General features: G+C 43.4%; 15 protein-coding genes and 1 pseudogene. 7 read left to right on the forward strand and 9 right to left on the reverse strand.

Annotation, left to right across the window (positions count from 1 at the left end):
• Window positions 1–104: 104 nt before the first annotated feature.
• Complete coding sequence (mtgA, locus tag Q9R21_RS02405) at window positions 105–779, reverse strand: monofunctional biosynthetic peptidoglycan transglycosylase (RefSeq protein ID WP_253172528.1); 675 nt, start codon at window positions 777–779, stop codon at window positions 105–107.
• Window positions 780–856: 77 nt separating this feature from the next.
• On the opposite strand from mtgA, the gene Q9R21_RS02410 reads away from it, so the two are divergent.
• Window positions 857–1,675, forward strand: coding sequence for a rhomboid family intramembrane serine protease (locus tag Q9R21_RS02410; protein WP_004730296.1), 819 nt, complete (start codon window positions 857–859; stop codon window positions 1,673–1,675).
• A gap of 34 nt (window positions 1,676–1,709) precedes the next feature.
• On the opposite strand, the gene Q9R21_RS02415 is transcribed toward Q9R21_RS02410, so the two are convergent.
• Both Q9R21_RS02415 and Q9R21_RS02420 read right to left on the reverse strand, forming a co-directional pair.
• The gene (locus Q9R21_RS02415; protein WP_311203643.1) at window positions 1,710–4,202 is read right to left on the reverse strand and encodes an FtsX-like permease family protein; all 2,493 of its coding nucleotides are present in this window, start codon (window positions 4,200–4,202) and stop codon (window positions 1,710–1,712) included.
• A gap of 1 nt (window position 4,203) precedes the next feature.
• Window positions 4,204–4,929: an ABC transporter ATP-binding protein gene (locus Q9R21_RS02420; RefSeq protein ID WP_253138157.1), complete on the reverse strand. Its 726-nt coding sequence runs from the start codon at window positions 4,927–4,929 to the stop codon at window positions 4,204–4,206.
• 11 nt (window positions 4,930–4,940) lie between these two features.
• On the opposite strand from Q9R21_RS02420, the gene Q9R21_RS02425 reads away from it, so the two are divergent.
• Window positions 4,941–5,570 carry an arylesterase gene (locus Q9R21_RS02425; RefSeq protein WP_311203644.1) on the forward strand — a complete coding sequence of 210 codons (630 nt, stop codon included), beginning with the start codon at window positions 4,941–4,943 and terminating at the stop codon, window positions 5,568–5,570.
• 43 nt (window positions 5,571–5,613) lie between these two features.
• Here Q9R21_RS02425 and Q9R21_RS02430 read toward each other — a convergent pair whose 3' ends face one another.
• Window positions 5,614–6,228: a carbonic anhydrase gene (locus Q9R21_RS02430; protein WP_004646264.1), complete on the reverse strand. Its 615-nt coding sequence runs from the start codon at window positions 6,226–6,228 to the stop codon at window positions 5,614–5,616.
• Window positions 6,229–6,543: 315 nt separating this feature from the next.
• Between Q9R21_RS02430 and Q9R21_RS02435 the strand changes: the two genes are divergently transcribed.
• Together Q9R21_RS02435 and Q9R21_RS02440 are read left to right on the forward strand one after the other, a co-directional pair.
• On the forward strand, window positions 6,544–7,581 hold the full coding sequence (locus tag Q9R21_RS02435; protein ID WP_311203645.1) for an alpha/beta hydrolase: 1,038 nt from the start codon (window positions 6,544–6,546) through the stop codon (window positions 7,579–7,581).
• A gap of 14 nt (window positions 7,582–7,595) precedes the next feature.
• Window positions 7,596–8,597, forward strand: a complete 1,002-nt coding sequence (locus tag Q9R21_RS02440; RefSeq protein WP_311203646.1) for a hypothetical protein — start codon at window positions 7,596–7,598, stop codon at window positions 8,595–8,597.
• Between the two features lie 45 nt (window positions 8,598–8,642).
• Here the strand turns inward: Q9R21_RS02440 and Q9R21_RS02445 are convergent, their stop codons facing one another.
• Both Q9R21_RS02445 and nfuA read right to left on the reverse strand, forming a co-directional pair.
• Window positions 8,643–10,706: a TonB-dependent receptor domain-containing protein gene (locus tag Q9R21_RS02445; protein WP_311203647.1), complete on the reverse strand. Its 2,064-nt coding sequence runs from the start codon at window positions 10,704–10,706 to the stop codon at window positions 8,643–8,645.
• A 192-nt stretch (window positions 10,707–10,898) separates the two neighbouring features.
• Window positions 10,899–11,537 (reverse strand): Fe-S biogenesis protein NfuA, encoded by a 639-nt coding sequence (gene nfuA, locus Q9R21_RS02450; protein WP_004279400.1) that lies wholly within the window; start codon window positions 11,535–11,537, stop codon window positions 10,899–10,901.
• Between the two features lie 158 nt (window positions 11,538–11,695).
• On the opposite strand from nfuA, the gene Q9R21_RS02455 reads away from it, so the two are divergent.
• Both Q9R21_RS02455 and Q9R21_RS02460 read left to right on the forward strand, forming a co-directional pair.
• The gene (locus Q9R21_RS02455; protein WP_004646259.1) at window positions 11,696–12,313 is read left to right on the forward strand and encodes a rhomboid family intramembrane serine protease; all 618 of its coding nucleotides are present in this window, start codon (window positions 11,696–11,698) and stop codon (window positions 12,311–12,313) included.
• A 219-nt stretch (window positions 12,314–12,532) separates the two neighbouring features.
• Entirely contained in the window at window positions 12,533–14,074 is a 1,542-nt protein-coding gene (locus Q9R21_RS02460; protein ID WP_311203648.1) for a hypothetical protein, read from the forward strand.
• Window positions 14,075–14,505: 431 nt separating this feature from the next.
• On the opposite strand, the gene Q9R21_RS02465 is transcribed toward Q9R21_RS02460, so the two are convergent.
• Complete coding sequence (locus tag Q9R21_RS02465) at window positions 14,506–16,125, reverse strand: inorganic phosphate transporter (RefSeq protein WP_044111639.1); 1,620 nt, start codon at window positions 16,123–16,125, stop codon at window positions 14,506–14,508.
• Between the two features lie 536 nt (window positions 16,126–16,661).
• Between Q9R21_RS02465 and metH the strand changes: the two genes are divergently transcribed.
• On the forward strand, window positions 16,662–20,348 hold the full coding sequence (gene metH, locus Q9R21_RS02470; protein ID WP_247144415.1) for a methionine synthase: 3,687 nt from the start codon (window positions 16,662–16,664) through the stop codon (window positions 20,346–20,348).
• A gap of 50 nt (window positions 20,349–20,398) precedes the next feature.
• On the opposite strand, the gene Q9R21_RS02475 is transcribed toward metH, so the two are convergent.
• Together Q9R21_RS02475 and Q9R21_RS02480 are read right to left on the reverse strand one after the other, a co-directional pair.
• Window positions 20,399–21,715, reverse strand: a complete 1,317-nt coding sequence (locus tag Q9R21_RS02475) for a DUF6602 domain-containing protein (protein WP_005107552.1) — start codon at window positions 21,713–21,715, stop codon at window positions 20,399–20,401.
• A 166-nt stretch (window positions 21,716–21,881) separates the two neighbouring features.
• Window positions 21,882–22,096, reverse strand: a pseudogene (locus Q9R21_RS02480) (endonuclease domain-containing protein); the annotation flags it as partial.
• Between the last annotated feature and the right edge of the window lie 143 nt (window positions 22,097–22,239).

The raw sequence follows: 22,239 nt of genomic DNA on the forward strand, positions 1-22,239 counted from the left end.
TATGCGGATTTAAAATTGTGCTTATCGCTCCAAGTATGCTTCAAATTGATGACAATTTCATAAAAAAAAGCCCAATTATTTGGGCTTTCTCCTCAAATCATCAATTAAGGTAATTCTGCATAACGCATATAGCGCTGAATCATCCGCTTACGAGCATTTAATGCAGAGGAATTGCGATGATCCTGGAAGTATTTCGGATTGGTGAGAATGGTCGCCAGAAAGATGGCTTGATCCCGGGTCAGGCTTTGCGCGGTTTTACCAAAATAATGTTTGGCCGCTGCTTCAACGCCGTAAATATTGTCTCCGAACTCGATCGAGTTTAAATAGACTTCCAGAATCCGTTCTTTCGACCACATGCGTTCCATCATCCAGGTCGCGACCGCCTCCTGACCTTTACGCACAAATGAACGCTTGTTGACGAGGAACAGGTTTTTCGCCAATTGCTGGGAGATTGTCGAACCACCGGCCACTACACGGCCCTGATTTCTGTTTTTATTCAGCGCAGTTTGAATTCCGTCCCAGTCAAAACCATGGTGATGAATAAATTTTCCATCTTCCGCAGTGACGATGGCACGTTTCAGATTCAGGCTGATCTCGTCATAGGGACGCCACTGATGCTGAATCGCTTTGGAAGGTTCTGTCCAGTAATCAATCCGCATCATCATGGTGGTGTTCACCGGATTGGTTCGCCACCAGGCCAGACTGGCAAAGATCCACAATTGAACCAGCAGAATCACACTGACGATGACGAGCATCGTGCGGATCAGAAAGGCTTTCATGTCAGTGCGTTACTCCTGAAAATTTAATTTTTCGTGTTAAGCTTATTCGAAATATACAATCACAGCAAAAAAATAGCATGTCTGAATACTCTCCCCCTGTCGAACATCGCAAACTTGAAATGCATCTCTGGTGGATCACCGCCATTTTAATCGGGATCAATGTTGGATTATTTGGCTGGCAAGCCATGCATGGCATGGATGTTAGCCAGCCGAGTACCCGAGACGCTATTCTCTGGGGTGCCGATTATGCACCTTTAACCTACTTAGCGGAACCCATGCGCTTGTTTAGCAGCATGTTTTTTCATTTTGGCCTGATTCACCTGATGTTGAATATGTGGGCCTTGTATATTTTTGGTAGTGTTGCCGAACAGCTGTTTGGCCGGATGTATTTTATTGGCCTGTATGTGTGTGCCGGATTAATGGGCAGCCTGCTCAGTGGCTATATGAACATTCAGGACAGCTATAACCTGATTGAAGGCGGTGTGGCCAATCCGGATTTATTGCCTGCGGTCAGTGCCGGCGCATCCGGTGCCGTGATGGGACTCGGGGCTTCACTGACGGTGCTGGCCTTATTGCCGATGCTGCCACAGCAACGTTTTATCCTGGATAAAAAAACCCTGGTGATGGTGATGGGTCTAAACCTCGCGCTGGGCTTTATGATCAGCGGAATCAACAATGCCGCACATATTGGCGGCATGCTGATGGGGGCTTTTCTCACCTTGTTATGGTACATCGGTCAAAAAATGCAGCGTAGTCACCTGTTCAATCTGATTGCCTTGCTGATTGGTTTCGGCCTTTGTGTGCTGCTTTATCAACATAACTTGGCCTTGATTGAACCCATTCGCCCACTGTGGCAAGAGATTCTGGAAATGATGCAACAGCAACTAAAACTTTAACTCTCAGCCAGTTTAAAAATCACGGAGATGAATCTTATTGATTCATCTCACGCAAGCTTTGTAAGGGTGGAATCTCTGACAGATAACTCAGGCGATAACGGCCAATCAGCGCACATAAAGTGGTCATAAAGATCGGCAAGATAATCCAGATTTCCCAATGCGGCTGAATCATTAAATCCATTTTATAACTGGCAATCGCACTGATCACTTCGGCAAACAGGCAGGAAACTATTCCGGCAAACAGCCCAATAAAACCAATTTCCAGACTCATCATGGTTTTCAGTTTCTGCTTGGAACTACCGAATGATCGAAGCAAAGCCACTTCACGTTTGCGCTCATCCATCAACAGGTTCAGACAGGCCATCAGTACCAGAAAACCGGAAATGCTGACCAGTACTGCCAGAATGGTCACGATTTGCACTAGCACATTCACAATGCGTTTGATCTCTTCCAGAATCAGGCTGACATCAATAAACACCGTGTTGGAAAATTGCTGGATCACAGACACCAGTTTGCCCTTATCTACCTCCGGGACATAAAAACTGCCCAGATAACTGCCGGCATTGGCATCCATGGTATTGGGTGCAAAGATAAAGAAAAAGTTGGGACTAAAACTTTCCCATTCGACGGTTCTTAGATTAACGACTTTAGCTTCCAGTATCCCTTCCGGCAGGCTGAAACTGAGTTTATCTCCAATCTTGATCCCTAACTCTTCAGCAGTATTGGCTTCGACCGATACGGTGCCGACTTGTTTTAATACCGCGTCACCACTGACAATCACATTATCCTGAGGATAGCGGTTTGACTGGGTCAGATTCAGCTCACGTCTTAAAGTATTGCTACTTTTAACCAACTCTTCGGCAAATGGCTGATCATTTTTGGCGACCAGACGCCCACGGACATTTGGATATAGCGGTGTGCTTTTCCAGCCATTCTGCTCAAGTTGGGCTTTGAGATCCGGCATATCAAAAGGCGGTAAGCCATAAACAAACTGGTTCGGCGTACCTTCCGGTAACTGTTGCTGCCAACGATCTAGCAGATCGGTACGCAAGACTGCCAAGACTGTAATCAGGCTCAAGCCCAAGGCTAAAGCCGTAATCTGCAAGGCGGTCTGAGAAGGTGTGCGTACATAGGCTGACAGATTCAGCTTCATATTACGTAGCAGTTTCAACACCCCCCATACCGTCAGATACAGCACTGCACATAACACAATAATCGCGCCAATCACCCAGGCGGTCAGCAGCAAGTTTTCAGTCAAAATCACACTAAAAATAATCAGGCTGAGCGTTCCGGTCAGCAGCATCCATAGCATGGATTGTACTGATTTTTCCTGCTGGCGAATGACCCGAATTGGCGGGGTATTCAGCAGTTGCAATAAGCTTGGCATGACAAAGCCGAATAGCACCACGGCACTGGTCAGCATCGCGACCGGCAATGGTCCGAGCAACATTGCTAAGGCTGAAAATTCAATCTGCAAATTTGGAATCAGCTGCAACATCAATTGCAACAGTCCATAACCCAGACTGATCCCGACCACGGTGCCAATTAGCATGGCAATCAACAGCACCATCCCGAGTAAAGCCAGATAAGCCGATAGAATCTGCTGCTTGGTAGCACCGATACAACGCATCAAGGCAATATGATCCTGATTCTGCTGCACATAGCGCTGCGCGGTTAAGGCTATGGCAATCCCGCATAATAGAATGGTCAGAATATTGGCCAGTTGCAGGAAAGTATCCAGATTGGCAATCGGCTTCATTAAGCGGGTATTGCTTTCACTGGCATTGCGCAACCTGAGACTGCTTTGCTCCTCAAATTCCTGTCCTTGTACTTCCGCTGGCGTTTCAGCCGAGCCGTTTGCTGACTTGACCTGCTGCTTGAATAAGGCTTCATATTGTTGGGTATCATCCGGACGACCAGCCATGAGTAAGCGATATTCAATCCGGCTCCCCACCTGAATGGCATTGGTTCGTGCGACATCTGCCTGGGAGATAATCACGGTCGGCGAAAAACCGGAAAATCCAAGCTCCTGATTGGAGTCCTGTTCAATCTTGGCGGTGATTTTGAATGCTGCATCGGCAATATTGAGCTGATCCCCTAATTTGACTTTGAGCAAATCCATGGCTCGTGGACTGAGCCAGATTTCACCAGACTGAATCGATTTTTTTGCCGGTTGCACCCGCAGTTCGCCACGCAAAGGAAAAGCCTGATCAATGGCTTTGACATTGACCATGACAAACTGCGCATCGGTATAGGCCATACTGCTAAAGAAAGTGACCTCTGACTGCTTTAAATCCAGCTGCTTGGCCTGATCACGCCACTGCTTCGGCAAAGGCTCATTATCTGAAAGCACCAGATCACCGGCCAGCATTTCTGCTGCCTGCAAGGCGACTGCATTTTGGATCTGCTCGTTACTAAACTTGAGTGCAGTGGTCGCACTGATCGCCAGCGTTAAGGCAATAATCAGCAGATAAATTCCGGTGGTTTTAAAGCTTTGCGTCAGTAAGGGACGAAATAATGGATTCATTTCATCCTCCACTCGGATGTTCAATCAGCTCGCCATTCAGCAGTTCAAAATGTCGCTGACACTGCTGCGCCAGTTTGCGGTCATGCGTGACCAGCACCAAAGTCGTCCCCAGTTCCCGGTTCAGTTGAAACAGCAATTGTTCAATTTCTTTGGCCGTTTCACCATCGAGATTGCCCGTAGGTTCATCGGCAAAAATGATTTTTGGTTCACTGACCAGTGCGCGTGCAATCGCCACACGTTGCTGTTCTCCCCCGGACAATACTTTTGGGGTTTGCTGCGCCTGTCGATCCAGACCGACCTTATGTAGTAATGCCAACGCCTTTTGCTCAGCTTCTGCATATTTAAAGCCGGGCTGCAGGCGCAGTGGCAGCATTACATTTTCAAGTGCAGTCAGGTGCGGTAAGAGCTGAAAAGACTGAAAGACAAATCCGATATTTCTTAAACGTACTAGCGCACGTTGTTCTTCATTCAAGTTAGACACTGATTCGCCACAGACCAGAAGCTGACCTGAACTTGCCTGATCCAGTGTCGCCAGAATACCCAGTAATGTGGATTTTCCGGAACCGGAACGACCGGTAATAGCCACTTGTTCTCCGGCCTGAATATCCAGATCAAGATCCTCAAAAATGGTGAGTTGTTTTTGTGAAAGTTGTATCTTTTGTGTCAATTTCTGGGCAGAAATAATAGCCTGTGGCATGATGGTCGAATCGTTGCTGCTTTGAATCATACGTGTCCTATATGAAAGATCTTAATCAGAAAACTCGGCTATTGCCTTACTTTTTTTTGCTCAGTCTGTGCCTGTTACCTCTTGGGGTTTCAGCAAAGACGATTATGATTTTAGGTGATAGTTTAAGTGCAGGTTATGGTATCCAGCCCCAGCAGGGTTGGGTACATTTATTACAAAAGCGTTTAGAGCAACAGTATCCGAAACAGCATAAAGTGGTCAATGCAAGTGTCAGCGGTGAAACCACCAGCGGAGCACTGGCCAGACTGCCAAAATTGCTGCAGACGCATCGTCCAGACCTTGTGGTGATTGAGTTAGGTGGCAATGATGGCTTACGTGGACAACCACCACAAATGATTCAAAAAAATTTAGCCAGCCTGATTCAGCAGAGCCAGAAAGCCAAGGCCAAGGTCATTGTATTTGGCATAAAGATACCGCCTAATTACGGGCAGGCCTATAGCAAGGCGTTTGAAAATAATTATAAAGTGGTCAGTCAGCAATATAAGGTGAAATTATTGCCTTTCTTTATGCAAGGTGTCGCCGGTAATAAAACCCTGATACAAAAGGATCTGATTCATCCAAATGCCAAAGCACAGACGATTCTGTTAAATAATGCTTATCCATATATTAAAGGCGCTTTATAAAGCGCCTTTAACTTATTTTAGAATATATTTAGATGAATCGTGATTAGAAATCGAAGAATGTCACTTCACCAGTTTCCAGTGAATATTCAGCACCCACGACTTTTAGTTTTCCTTGTCCAATCAGGTTTTCCAGAACGGCTGAACCGTGACGCAACTGATTCACCGAAGCAAATACGTTGGAACGTACTGCATGCTTGGACAATTTTGCCAAGTCATTTTTCAGTTCAGTTTGCATTAAAGTTTCAACTGAAGGACGTACGCGGTTCACAATCGACATCAGGTTTGCCGATGGGGGGCAATCTGGACACATCAAGGTATCAATAGTCGCTTTAATCGCACCACAGTGACTGTGACCTAACACCACCACAATCGCGCAATCATAACGTGCAGCGGCAAATTCAACACTGCCGACCTGTGAGGGTGCAACAATATTACCTGCAACACGAATCACAAAAAGATCGCCGAGACCCTGATCAAAAACCATTTCGGCTGGAACGCGCGAATCTGAACATCCCAAGACAATCGCAAACGGATTCTGATCCTCTGCCATTTCTGCGCGCTGTTGGTGGCTAAGTTGTTTTGGATGCGTGGTATCGCCACTGACAAAACGTTGGTTACCCTGTCTAAGACGTTCTAAAGCTTCTTGAGCTGTGAGCATTCTTTTCTATCACCGATGTTTTTAGTGGGAATATCTTACTGCCAGTTTTTTTGAATGTCACTTGCAAAAAATCTTAGCTGATTAAATTTTTAGCATTTATCTAATTTCATTTCTGCAGAGAATTTATGCGCAATACATCACATTTTCTAGCCATTTAATGCAATCCAGCAAAAAACTAATGGGTGACAAGCGCAAGGATTGATTTAAAATAGAATGAAGAATAATGTTTTTATTTGAATGAAAATTGCAAATTTATAACATGGAAGTATTTTGATTGAGCAATTTGCTCACTGGGTTTGTTTTGGGGAATGGTCAATGAAGAAAATAATAAAATTGCGCTCGAAAATGATTTGTTCAGCCGTGGTTGCCTTAAGCATAGCATTACCGGGCCTGACACATGCTCAAATACTGTTTAGCCAGAAAAATGAAACATCTGCCAAAGTCTTGCAGCAGCATCTGTTACAAGAACGCAGCCTTGCCGGTCTCAAATCCAAGACCCTCAAAATTGGCGAGGTCACCTGGAGTTATAGCGAAGGCGGTGCCAAGAACAAACCATCCATTCTACTGATTCATGGTCTGGCCGGCACGCGCGACAACTGGAACCGGGTCGCCCAGTTTCTGACGCCCTATTATCATGTCATTATTCCGGATCTGCCAAGCAACGGCGACACCAAAGTTCCGGACAATTTTGATGTTTCTGTGCCCAATGTGACCTCTCAACTGCGTTTGTTCCTTGAAACCTTAAATGTGGACGAAAATTTACACATTGCCGGCCACTCTCTGGGTGGATCGATTGCCACAGTTTATGCCTCGCAGTACCCTTTCGATACGCAAAGCCTGTTTTTAATCAATAGTGCTGGTCTTTACAAAATGGGGAATACTCCCTATACCAAAGATCCTCAAGCCTTAAAAGACCTGATCGTCAGCAAACCCGGTGATCTGCAAGATGTTTCCAAACAGCTGATGCAGAATCCGCCAGTGATTCCTTATCAGTTACGGCATGCACAGGAAAAACTGTTGATTTCACGCGCTGAACAAACCAGCAAATCGATTGATCAGGTGGTGATGCTAAACCGGATTTATACACCGGAAACCTTTGCCCGCCTGACGCGTACGGTTGAAGCACCCACCTTGATTTTATGGGGCAGACAGGATCGGATCATTAATGTCGAAGTAGTCAAAGAGCTACATGCCCTGCTGAAACGTGCCGAGAAGCCAGTGATTTTAAATAATGTCGGGCATATGCCGATTCTTGAAGCAGAAAAACAGGTTGCACAACATTATTTGCCTTTTCTGGCCAAGACGCAGACCCTAAAAAACCCGCTTGCTGATAAACTCATTCCTTTAAATTAAGTTTCAGAGATGCTATGCAGAAACACCCGATGATTGAGCAGTTGATCGATGCTCAACTTGATTTTCTCGATCAGGCATTTTCTCAATCTGAAACGATTCAAAGCGAGTTTCATGCATTTTATTTGTGGCTACGTAAACAGACGCTGAAAGAGCTGTGGAGTTGTGAACTGATCAACCAGCTTTTACAAAAACAGATTCTGGGTACTGCCGCCAGCAGCTTTCTGATTGAACAGATTGCCGAGCATATCCGTTTTGCCCTGGTGCATCCGGCCAATGATACCACCACGATTGCCGATCTGATTCCAGTACTGACCGTAGACAAAATCGCCCAGTATGTGGCCAGTAAAAGTGGCCATCGGCAGCGTCTGATTAAAACCATAGTGAATAATCCGGCATTTTCCGCCATGATTACCCAATTGATCCAGCATTCCATTCAGGATTATATGGATAACTCCATGATTGCCAAAAGCGTGCCCGGGGTTTCCCGCTTTATGAAAATGGGCAAATCCGTTCTGGAAAATGTCACCGATACCAACCTCGATAGCACCATTGCACGTTATCTGCAAAAGAACATTCTGAAGCTCAGCCAGATGAGTGAGCATGTACTGAACCAGCATTTTGACGACGAGAAACTCTATCATTTTCAGGCCAATCTCTGGCATAAAATCAAGGACATGCCAGTATCGGTCTTGAAGAATTATATTGAGCTGCAGGACCTGAATCAGACAGTCGGCTTAGGGCATGACATCTGGGATCATATACGTCAGACAGACTATCTGCAGCAGCAAGTGCATGACGGAATTCATACCTGGTATGTCCGCAATCAGGAACATACTTTTGATCAGTTATTACGTGATTTGAATATTGATGAAGCGCTAATTCAGAATGAATTGCAGCATCTGCTCTGCCCGGTAATCCAGCAAATGGTTTCTCAACGGCATTTACGTGAGCGTGCACGCATGTATCTGGAACAATTTTATTATCATGCAGATACTTTGAAAATTCTTAAGATTTAAATAAAAAAGCCGCTATAAAGCGGCTTTTTTTATATTGTCATTTGCTTAGAATTTTGCATTCAGACTGATACCGTAACGACGACCATCCAATAGTTGATCACCATCAATATCTTCAGCTTTTTCATCCAGTAGGTTATAGACACCAAATTTACCTGTTAGATTCGGACTGAATTTATAGTTAAAGCCGACATCTACAAATTGGTAACCTGGATTTGGCTGAGCCATAGAGGTACGGCTCAAGTAAGCAGAGGTTTCAGAACGATGGTGCAAGCGGCTCCATACATTGAGTGCCTCATTTAGCTCATAATCCACACCAATATTAAACATGTGTTCCGGCATCTGGTTCAGTGGCTGGCCTTTAAAAGCACCTGACTTAAACTCTGAATCAGTATAAGTATAGTTTGCAGTCAATGTCGTGTAATCATTCAGACTGGCTTCTACCGTTGCTTCTATACCACGAATTTCTGCTTCATCTACATTAATCCGTTCACTAATAAAGTAGAATGGAATATCCCCTTCGAAACATTTCCAATTCTGCCAGTTATTACGGTTTGTTGTGGTGCCATCCGTATCGGTTTCGCAGGCACGAACTTCCGTAATCCGGTCTTCATATTTAGTGATAAAGCCAGTCAGCGATGTATTGATATAATCATTTTTCCAGTTGAAACCTAATTCAGTCGATACACTTGATTCAGGTTTCAAGTCCGGATTGGCACGAATAATGCCACGGCCTGTTGCTAAGGGTGAACCACCGCCACCCGTGACGCTATAGAAACCTTCTGTGGCTGCACGAATATCAGGCTGTTTATAACCTGTAGCCACACCACCTTTTACTACAAAGTTATCATTTACCGCGTACACCCCATACAGTCGTGGCGATAAATGGCCACTATAGTTTTCATCATGATCATAACGTAAGCCGGCGGTTAAGTCGAAACGATCCGTAATACTCCAGGTGTCTTCAAGGAAAGCGGCAGCAGACCAACGTGTTAATTCACTAAATTCAGGTGCATTAGGATTCCGGTTAGTCGCTTTATCGACCAGTTTTTCATCTTTAAGATATCCCCCGAATGACAGCGTATGATCACCTAAGGCTAAGTTCCATTGACTGTTCGCTGTCCAAGTATCCAGGGTAATCCCTTTGGTGCCGAGTTCCGTATTGCCACGATCTGGATTTTTTGAATTTTCATATTGAATATAAGATGAACTGTCTAAGTTATCGCTATAACGGCCATTATGGGTTAAGGAATAAACATTACGATAATTACGCGAGAATGAATCTGCAGCACCTTGAGCAGGTGCTACCGTTTCCCCTACAGACGTAGTTGATTCCTGCTGCACGAAATTAGCTTCAACTTGTACATCATGATCATCATTAATGGCATAAGTCAGGCGTGAATTTAAGCTTTCACGTTCCGTGCCACGAAAACCGCCAACATAACGGTCTTCATTACGTTCCTGCTTATTGACTGCCAGTTGCAAACCAAGCTTATCTGCAATTAAAGGACCAGCAAGATATGCAGAAGCATTTTTAATATCACCTGAACGGCTACTGTCCTGAATCGTGGTTCCCAATTCAACATTGCCAGACCATTCATCCGACACTTTTTTGGTAATAATATTCACTACACCGCCCATGGCATCTGTACCATAAAGTGTAGAAGCTGGACCACGGATCACTTCAATACGTTCAATTGCTGAAATAGGTGGCAGAATATTTTTCTCAAAACCTCCATCGTCTCCATTCGGATTGACATCCTTGCCGTACTGACGCTTACCATCGACCAGAAACAAAGTATAGTTTGAACTCATACCACGAATACTGATGGTCTGTGCAGAACCTGCACCTGAAACCACGACCCCGGGCGTATTACGCAGTACATCAGTAATGTCGTTATATTCACGTTTATCTAATTCTTCACGATCAATCACGGTAATGGAAGCTGGTGCTTTAGCCAAATCTTGCTCATAACCTGTTGCGGTCACCACAATCGTTTGCAATTTAGTCGCTTCCGCCTGTGGAACAACAGCTTCTACTGCAGATGTATTTCCCGCCATAGCTGTAAATACAGCAAATGCCAAAGTTGTTTTTAAGAATGGGTTATTCATACCTTGCGCGCCCCAATATTTATGAAGAGATCATGTTTATTCGGTTACGAAGTGTAACAGCTTTTCAATTGAATGCAATTACTATTGATAATTATTATCATTAACATTCACTTGTTTTTAATCCAGAAATAAAAAAACCTCGAAATTTCGAGGTTTTTAAAATGCGATAAATAAACTGTTATATAGAACAGCTTATTTCATATACGCACCTTCAGACTGACTATGATCCGTTTCATCAACGACATGCATTAACTCTGGTACATGTTGTTTTAATGTGGTTTCAACACCTTGTTTCAAAGTGATATCAATCGCTGAACAGCCCTGGCAACCACCACCAAATTTAAGTACAGCGGTTAAACCTTTTTCAGGGTCTTCTTTAACTTCAACCAGTGCACAGTTACCGCCATGGCCTGCCAGACCCGGGTTAATTTCAGACTGCAAGACATAGGTAATGCGCTCTTCTACTGATGCATCTGGCCCCACGCGTGGCACTTTAGAGTTCGGCGCACGGAAAGTCAACTGACCACCAAAACGGTCTTTGTTGTAGTCAATCACGGCATCGAGTAAATACGGAATAGATGGCGAGTCGATAAAAGCAGGGAAATCAGGATATTCCTGCTTATAATCTGTCGGTACAACTTCATCAGGTGCACTATAGGCCATGCAACATTCAGCGCGAGGAGTACCCGGATGCTCTACAAAAACACGCACACCAATACCCGGGGTGTTCTGTTTATCCAGTAGATCCTTTAAATACTCTTGTGCTGTTGGTGTAATCAATAAGTTGGGAATTTCACCAACAACTGGAGTGCTGCTGTTCTCAGTCGACATAACAATAATTTCCTCAAGCTCAAGCGGCCATTTTAACTGAAGATGCGGGGTAATTTTTAAAAATCAACTAAAATTGTCGGATTTATTATAAAAGTACAACTTTAGCTTAATTTTAATGGCATGATAATTGGCAAATAGGCACCCTTAGAATCATTTATATGCTTGATTTACCTTTTAATCATACCGTGACCATTATTCTGATCACCTGTATTGTGTCATTTATTGCTTTCTCCAAAGAGACGGTGATGAATCGCCTGATTTTCTGGCCACCGGCACTGCAACGTGGACAATATGACCGCTTTATTACGCATGGCTTTATCCATGCGGATGGTGCACATCTGCTGTTCAACATGATTACCCTGTTCTTCTTCGGCAGCGTGATTGAAAGCTTTTATCGTCAATATCTGTATGACCTGGGTTTTATCCTGTTTTACCTCGGTGGACTGATCGCAGCGATTCTGCCAAGTTACCTGAAGCATAAAAATGATGCGCGCTGGGCCAGTCTAGGTGCTTCCGGTGCAGTGTCAGCTGTGCTGTTTGCCTATATTCTGTTTGAACCTTGGAAATTAATTTTTGTGTTCTTCATTCCGGTTCCTGCCATTATTTTTGCTGTGCTGTATGTAGCCTATAGCATTTGGTCAGGCAAAAAAGGCAATAGCAACATTAATCATAGCGCGCATTTATGGGGAGCGGCTTACGGGGTGGTCATGACGATTATTCTGGAGCCACGCCTGATTCCGCATTTCCTGAATAAACTGATGCAGGTTCCGTTTTAATCAGGTTTTTTAAATATTGAAGGAATAAAGCTACATATGAGTTAAGCCTCATATTTCTGCTGAAAATGGATAAGAGAGCTACTGCTCTCTTATTCGTTTGAAACATCTCGTAATATATTAGAAAGTGATGATGTCACTTAATGCCAATCTTGGACTGAATTTTGCAGCGATAATATATACATCTGTATATTAATTACTGTCATTCTCGAGATATTTTGCATGTCCACTACACCAGACGGTCTTCAATTTCCTCTTCAGTCTCAGCAACAAAAACCAAGTAGCTCCAAAGCAGGTCGTGCGATCATCGCAGCAGCCTTAGCCAATGTAAATCCACACAGTTCTCAACAGGCACAATCAGAAAAAAACTGGCGCAAACACTACACAGTACATTTTAAGCAACTGGTCGAACAGGGACTGAGTTCCCCTGAAGCCAGCTTGAAAATTGCCGAAGATGGATTGGCAAAGGCCCATCAGACTTTTGAATTTTATCGTGATGGTCAAAAGTATGTATTGCAAGATGCCTTAACTCTGCCCGCTGAACAACTACAGACATTCAAACTCACAGGTAGCAGTAAAGCTGTACCAGAATGGTATGTGCCTTACCACGGTCAAAAGCTGCAAGGTGATGCCTTATTGGAGCAGATTGAGCGCTGGGAAAGCCAAGGCATCGTGGAAACCAGTCATGCCAATGCCCTACGTGAATGTGTGGTGCATCCTGAATGGTTTGATCTTTCCGATCGAACCACGGTGCTGTTTGGTGCAGCATCTGAAGCCGGTCCTCTGACCTGGCTGGCGAAATGGAAAGCCAATATTGTAGCGATTGATCTGCCGAATACCCGTGTATGGGGCAAGATTGTTGATACCATCAACCAAGGCAATGCCACGCTGTATGCGCCATGTACTGAAGACCTGCCTGCTGATACTTCACTTGATATTTTAAAAGAAAAACTGGGGGCGAATTTGCTGACCCAGATTCCTGAAATTGCCAAATGGTTATTACAGTTCGAGCAGGATCTGGATCTGGCTGCAATTGCCTATCTGGATGGTGAAAAGCATGTTCGGGTCTCCATGGCGATGGATGCCATCATGCAGCATGTCAGCCAGCAAAAAGCTAATACCAGCCTGATGTACATGTGTACGCCGACCGATGTTTATGCGGTTCCGAGTGAAGTGATTGAAGCGTCAAAAGTGAAATATACTGAACGCTCCAAGGCACAGGCAATCATCTCCAAAGGTGTTTCCACTTTAAGCCGCAAACATTTTTTCCAGAAAAATGCGCATGAACTGATTCAGTCTGGTGATCAGGCGTATGGTATTTGTGACTGTCTGGTGGTTGAACAAGGCCCGAACTATGCGCTGGCAAAACGCATTCAGCAATGGCGTGCTACCTTAGCTCGTGCTCAAGGTCAGCGGGTCAGCATCAATATTGCCCCTTCTACTACGACCTATTCCGTGACCAAGAATCCGCTATTAAAAGCCGCATTTAACGGTGCCAGCCTGTTTGATGTTGAAGCCTTTGCACCTGAAACCACCAATGCAATTATGGCTGCACTGTGGATTCATGACCTTCGCAATCCAGAATCGGTGGCCAATCCTGAAGTGAAGCTGAACCATCCGCTTGAATTGATGATGCATGGCGCAAATCATGGTGGTTTGTGGCGGGTTGCTTATCTGGCGCGTACCGCACTACCTTTTGCTGCACTATATGGTTTTGCGACAGAGAAGTTGCCAAAAGGATTATTGAGTAAGTTGAAGAAGTAATTTTTTTATTATCTTCATCCAATTTTTCCATAAGAAAGGTAATCGTTATTTTTAAAGTTCTCCCCTCGTTGCGTAGCAGTGCTGCTCATCCCTAAAGCAGAGAGAACTTTAATTGAAAATGGGCGTTCCCTCTCCTTCTAGGAGAGGGTTAGGGAGAGGTTAATTTAGGCTTTCAATCATTCAAATTCTTATGAATGTGCTTTGGGCAGATTTAAGTTGATCTATTTTATAGCTTCTTTTTTTCTTTACTTTTGAAAGATCAAAAGTAACAAAAATCTTTTGTTAAGCTGATGATATGTCCCTATATCACAGCCTAACGGCGACATCCCTGTCGCCTTAATCGTAATTTAGATTCCTCTTTTACATCCTTAATTTTTCTTCCACCCATAAAAAAAGCTGCTCTAGAGCAGCTTTTTTTATGTCTAAATAACTTAGAACACTTTTAACAGTACCCAATACAAACCGCCTGACAGGCAGATCGTTGCAGGCAAAGTAAAGATCCAGGCAGACAGAATGGTTTTCACCATCTGGAAGTTCAGACCTGACTTGTTCGCCACCATGGTACCTGCTACTGCAGAGTTCAATACATGGGTAGTGGATACCGGCATACCGAAGCCATCTGCCGCTGCAATAGTTGACATTGCCACAAGTTCGGCAGACATACCCTGACCATAAGTCATATGCTGTTTACCAATACGCTCACCAACCGTCACGACAATACGCTTCCAGCCGACCATCGTACCCAGACCAAGTGCCAAGGCTGTCGCCACTTTTACCCAGGTCGGGATGTATTGCAGGAATGAATCCAGATTGTCACGGTATTCATCCACTGTTTTTTCCTGCGCAGCACTCATTGCCGGTAAAGCTTCTGCTTTATCCAGACGCTTAAATGCTGTAGTGCTCAGATACATGTCATTACGGAATTCAGATACTTGAGCTTCAGGAACATCCTTAATGCTGGTATAGCTACCGACTTTCTCACCCAGATGATCCGTCAAGCTTGCCAATGCAGGCACGACTTCAGGGGTAATTTCCTTGGTCTGAATGTACTTGGTGATCACATCACGGGCCTGTTCATCCGGAATATCCTGATGATTTGGATAGATCACATCCGCAGTTTGTGCAGATAACTGGCCAAAAGATTGAATATGTTGTGCATCCAGATTCTTGTTCAGCGAGTACGCCAACGGTACACAGCCGATCAGAATTAACATGATCAGGCCCATACCTTTTTGACCGTCATTTGAACCATGGGCAAAACTCACCCCAGTACAGGTAAAGATCAGCATGGCACGAATCAATGGTGGCGGTGGCTTGTTACCTTCAGGTGGCTGGAACAATTCCAGTTGACGCTTGAAGATTTTTTTCACCAGCAGGAACACAATTGCAGCAAATGCAAAACCGATTAAAGGCGAGAATAACAGCGCCTTACCGACTTTCATCACCTGCTCCATGTCTATACCTGAAGCGCCAGTACCGGCATTCAGAATATAGTTCATGATGCCCACACCCAGAATCGAACCGATCAGGGTATGTGAACTAGATGCCGGAATACCGAGGAACCAGGTTCCCAGATTCCAGAGAATTGCCGCGATCAGCATGGCAAAAACCATGGCAAAACCTGCTCCGGAGCCGACATTCATGATCAGCTCGACTGGCAATAACGCAATAATGCCGTAAGCGACCGCACCACTGGCGACCATAACCCCAAGGAAATTACAGAAGCCGGCCCACATCACTGCGACAGGAGCTGAAAGTGCATTGGTATAAATGACTGTGGCCACAGCATTGGCGGTATCGTGAAAGCCATTGACGAACTCAAAGCTCAACGCAATAAAAAGTGCCGTCGCTAACAAAATAACTGAATACAAGCCCAAGGCCGGTACATGCGCTAAATCTGCAGACAACTGGAAGCCGATATAAATCAGCGTAGTGATAATAAGAGTCAGGAACACCGGCATAAAGAATTTCGGTGTTGGCACATGAACATTGGTCGACTTTTGGGAAGCCGACCCGTGTGCTGAATCTACGGGAGTTTGATTAGGATTCATGCAAGCAGGAATAGAGGATTCAAGAATCCCCATATTGTTCAGTTAAATTGTGACAATTATATGACAAACTGCTGTCATATGAAGCAATTATTTGGATTTTCTTGCTGCTATTCGTCCTGTTTAATTCCGACTAAAACACTAGATTTTGATTTTATAAATCAATTACTTAAGAGAGGATTCCAGCTTATTTAAGCTTAGCAACCGCACATATTTTGCTACCAAAACGATTCATGCCCTACCTGTCATCAAGCAGAGCAAAAGTTTCATTTGCACAGCATAAGCTATCAATATGACAATTTCATGAATGAAAGCATCAGCTTAATTTTCTGATCCTGTTTCTTGTCTGTAAGGCATCGAATCAGATTCGAGATTGCATTATTTTCTGATCCCCATGTTAAAACTTGTTGTTTTTCTAGATGACTTATCAAATTTTCATATCATGCTTATCCATCATTCTGAGCAATCTCAGCAGAAATCAGCCAACTAATCTGCTAAGATTAGCGTCGTTTTTTTTGATTTCTGCTGAGAAAGTTTGAATGTCTACACTTACCACTTTAAAAGAACTTCTTGCCAAAAGAATTTTAATTATCGATGGTGCGATGGGTACCATGATCCAGCGCCATAAACTGGAAGAAGCCGATTATCGTGGTGAGCGTTTTGCTGACTGGGCCTATGATCTCAAAGGCAATAATGATTTGCTGGTGCTGACTCAACCACAAATCATTCAAGGCATTCATGAAGCTTACTTGGAAGCTGGCGCCGACATTATTGAAACCAACACCTTTAACGGTACCCGCGTTTCAATGTCGGATTACCACATGGAAGATCTGGTTCCCGAGATTAACCGTGAAGCAGCGCGTCTGGCCAAAGAAGCCTGTGCCAAATATTCAACGCCTGAAAAACCACGCTTTGTGGCAGGTGTGATTGGTCCGACATCGCGTACCACCTCTATTTCTCCAAACGTGAATGACCCGGCGTTCCGTAACATCACTTTTGATGCGCTCAAAGTTGACTATATTGAATCAACCAAAGCCTTGATCGAAGGTGGTGCAGACATCATCCTGATCGAAACTGTGTTCGATACCTTGAATGCCAAAGCTGCCATCTTTGCGGTGAAAGAAGTCTTTAAAGAATTGGGCTATGAACTGCCAATCATGATTTCAGGTACGATCACGGATGCATCAGGTCGTACATTGACTGGTCAAACCGCTGAAGCCTTCTGGAACTCGATGCGCCATGCAGAGCCGTTATCTATCGGCTTTAACTGTGCGCTGGGTGCAGATGCGATGCGTCCACACGTGAAAACCGTTTCTGACGTTGCCGATACCTTTGTTTCAGCACATCCAAACGCTGGCTTGCCAAATGCCTTTGGTGGTTATGATGAAACGCCGGAAGAAACTGCGGCATTTATTAAAGAATTTGCAGAAAGCGGTTTAATTAATATTACCGGTGGTTGCTGTGGTACTACGCCGGATCATATCCGCGCGATTGCAAATGCTGTTGCAGGCATTACCCCTCGTCAAATTCCTGAAATTGAACCGGCTTGCCGTTTAAGCGGTTTAGAGCCATTTAACATCACCAAAGATTCACTGTTTGTGAACGTGGGTGAACGTACCAACGTCACCGGTTCGAAAAAATTCCTGCGTCTGATTCGTGAAGAAAACTTCGCCGAAGCGCTTGATGTTGCCCGTCAACAGGTTGAAGCCGGTGCACAAATCATTGACATCAACATGGATGAAGGTATGCTCGATTCACAAGGTGCGATGGTGCATTTCCTGAATCTGATTGCTTCTGAGCCTGATATTTCACGTGTACCCATCATGCTGGATTCTTCTAAATGGGAGATTATCGAAGCAGGCCTGAAATGTGTGCAAGGTAAAGCCGTGGTGAACTCGATTTCCCTGAAAGAAGGTCATGACGAGTTTGTCGAACGTGCCCGTCTCTGCCGTCAATATGGTGCTGCGGTGATCGTGATGGCATTTGATGAAGATGGTCAGGCCGATACAGCTGCGCGTAAAAAAGAAATCTGTAAGCGTTCATATGATGTTCTTGTGAATGAAGTAGGCTTCCCGTCCGAAGATATTATCTTTGACCCGAACGTCTTTGCGATTGCAACCGGTATTGAAGAACACAACAACTATGGTGTGGACTTTATTGAAGCGACTGGCTGGATTAAACAGAACCTGCCAAATGCGATGATTTCTGGTGGTGTGTCGAACGTATCGTTCTCGTTCCGTGGTAATGAACCGGTGCGTGAAGCGATTCACTCGGTGTTCCTGTACCATGCCATTCAGCAAGGCATGACTATGGGTATTGTGAATGCCGGTCAGATGGCAATTTACGATGACATCGATAAAGAACTGAAAGAAGCGGTTGAAGATGTTGTTTTAAACCAGAACCAGGGTGAAAGTGGTCAGGAAGCGACCGAAAAACTGCTTGCTGTTGCTGAAAAATACCGTGGTCAAAGTGGTACGCAAAAAGCCGAAGAAAATCTTGAGTGGCGTAATGAGTCTGTTGAAAAACGTCTTGAATATGCTTTAGTAAAAGGCATCACGACTTATATCGACCAGGATACCGAAGAAGCACGGTTAAACTCTACACGCCCACTGGATGTGATTGAAGGTCCATTGATGGCGGGTATGAACGTAGTCGGTGACTTGTTCGGTGCCGGTAAAATGTTCTTGCCGCAAGTAGTCAAATCAGCACGTGTGATGAAACAGGCTGTGGCGTGGTTGAACCCGTTCATTGAAGCCGAGAAAACCCAAGCTGAGGCCAAAGGTAAAATCCTGCTGGCTACGGTGAAAGGCGACGTACACGACATCGGTAAAAACATCGTTGGCGTAGTATTAGGCTGTAACGGTTATGACATCGTGGATCTGGGCGTGATGGTGCCATGCGAAAAAATTCTACAAACTGCGATTGATGAAAAAGTCGATATCATCGGTTTGTCTGGTCTGATCACGCCGTCTCTGGATGAAATGGTGTTTGTTGCCAAAGAAATGCAGCGCAAAGGCTTTAACATTCCGTTAATGATTGGTGGTGCGACGACTTCTAAAGCGCATACCGCAGTGAAAATCTCACCGCAATATCATAACGATGGCGTGCTTTACACCGCAGATGCTTCACGTGCCGTGGGTGTAGCAACACAATTGCTTTCTCCTGAAATGAAACCAAAACTTTTGGCTGACTATGCAGCGGATTATGAAAAAATTCGTACTCGTCTTGCCAACAAGCAACCGAAAGCGGCGAAATTGTCTTATCAAGAGTCAGTCGAAAACGGCTTCAAGATCGATTTCGACAAGAATGCACCGGTTAAACCAAACTTCATTGGATCTGAAACTTTCACAAATTATCCGCTTGAAGCTTTGGTGGAATATTTTGACTGGACACCGTTCTTTATTTCATGGAGCCTGGCGGGTAAATTCCCGAAAATCCTTGAAGATGAAGTGGTGGGTGAAGCAGCACGTGACTTGTATGAACAAGCACAAGCAATGCTGAAAGACATCATCGAGAATAAACGTTTTGATGCGCGTGCGACGTTTAGTATTTATCCTGCAAACCGTGTAGCAGCAGATACAGTTGCCGTTGCAGATGAAGCGGGTAATGTAACTCACAGCTTCGAGCACTTACGTCAGCAGTCTGACAAAGTGACAGGTAAAGCGAACTACTCTTTGGCAGACTTTGTTGCGCCAAAAGATGTGGCTCAGGATTACTTGGGTGGCTTTACCGTGTCGATTTTTGGTGCGGAAGAACTTTCGCAAGAATACAAAGCCAAAGGTGATGACTATAATGCGATTATGGTTCAAGCCTTGGGTGACCGTTTTGCCGAAGCCTTTGCAGAGCATTTACACGAGCGTATTCGTAAAGAGTTCTGGGGCTATCAAGCAGACGAAGCTTTATCAAATGAAGATTTGATTAAAGAAAAGTATGTCGGTATTCGTCCTGCACCAGGTTATCCTGCTTGTCCTGAGCATTCTGAAAAAGCGCCATTGTTTGACTGGTTAGGTACAACCGACAAGATTGGTACGTACTTAACCACAAGTTTTGCAATGTGGCCACCTTCATCAGTAAGCGGTTTCTACTATGCAAACCCTGAAACCGAATACTTTAACGTAGGCAAAATCTCTGGCGATCAGCTGGAAGATTATGCGAAGCGTAAAGGCTGGACACTGGATGAAGCGAAACGCTGGTTAGCGCCAAATCTGGATGATTCAGTGGTATAAGAATCCTCTAATTTAGAGAAGAAAAAAATCCCCTCGAATGAGGGGATTTTTTATACATAAATATTCATGTAAATTTGATGATATTCTTTTCCCTGTATTTTCAACCAGTTTTCAAATCTTATTAAATCATGACTACTGAAGTATTCATCTTCTATTTCGACACATCTCCAACTAGAAATGATAGAGATATAATCATCTACAATCCCAAAAGAGAAGGATGATTTCACGCAATTAAGAAACTCCTCTTTTGTCAAATTCATGGCTTCAAGATGACCTTTGATTTCTTCGACTTTCGCCCCACCCATAAATGTAATTATATTAAATAAATCAGCTAATTGTTTTTCAATTTTTTGAGGCTCAAATGTCAAATCACTAGCTTTTTTGGTATCTTTTAAGCGATGATCATTGATCTTAATAAATTTACCTTCTGGTTTTTCACCTAATGTCCTTACAATAAAAAATGGTAAGAGATTTTCAGACAACAGATCATCTTCAAAATCAAAGCTAATATTTAAATGTAAACTAATTTTAGCCCATAACAACTCTAGAAGAATAATTGCAGAATTAGAGTTATAGGAAGCTAAATAGCTCCACCATTTACCTACATTTTCTTCATCTAATTGTGCCCAATAAGGCATACCTAAAGCTTTCAAAACACCTAATTTATTATTAGTTATTAATGTAGGAAAATCTAAAACCCTAACCCCTCTCTGAGAATTATGGTCATCTATTAAATTAAAAGTATCTTCTATTGCATTTCTTAAATCTCCCACACGTTTATATCCTTCATAAGAATGAACAATAGTAAGAGGCATTAACATTTCCACCAACAAGGTAGAGGCAATATTTTTTTGTGTTGGATCTAAGTAGGCTATTTCTTCAATTTTTTCAATTCTATACCCAATTAAATAACTTAAATGTAGAGAAAATAGCGCTAAATCAATTCCTATATTATTTCTATTAATTAAATCATCAATATATCCATAAAATTGAGATTTAATTTCACTTAAATGAATTAAAGCTTCAACCAACGACTCTTTTGTTAAGTTTTTTTTAACTTCAAATATTACTAGTACATTTGATACATCATAAATATACTTGTCTGTCAAACCATACTTAATACCCTCTCCATATACCAACATACAATCTATTTGTTGAGAAAGTTGTATTTCACCAACTTTAATAAATCCTTTTACTACTCGTAAATCATAAACGTCTGGTAAAACATATTTTTTATTTAGACCCTGAATTGTAATTTCCTCATATGCTTCACCTAATGTAGGCATATGTGGCATATTAAAAGACTCAACCTTTTCCTGTTCATATTTTAGGAATTCTTCTAACAATTTAGCAACATCTCTAACCATTGCTAATCCTCTCACCTTATAATAAATATTTAATAATTATACGCTTAAAATCACATAATAATTAAAGTTACTTTTAATCCAATTATCTTGTATCCCATATCATTGAAATATACTACTACACTCAATCACCCGCCCATTATCTAATTTCAGCACTTATAAGCTAAGTCAAAGTTTCATCTCTAATACAATCTGCTTCCAAGCCATCATCAGTAAAAGTGCTAGCTACCATCACACTTTATGATCAAATTAGCAGCAGGACAGTAAAAATCCACGATTTAATTTTTAAATCGGCTTTTGCCGATAAAACTGCAAACCTAAAATTTGCTTAGATACCCTCACCCCAACCCTCTCCCATAGGGAGAGGGAGCTTTCATTACAAATTAAGTAGCTATATAAGTTTAATAATGGACGTTCCCTCTCCTTTTAGGAGAGGGTTAGGGAGAGGTAAAATTTAACAACCAATAAAAAATCTGAAACTGCCCCTTTTCTGAACGCTCACCCCAAAATCACTCGTTTTTACATTT

Source organism: Acinetobacter sp. RG5 (assembly GCF_031844265.1).
Classification (GTDB): Bacteria; Pseudomonadota; Gammaproteobacteria; order Pseudomonadales; family Moraxellaceae; genus Acinetobacter.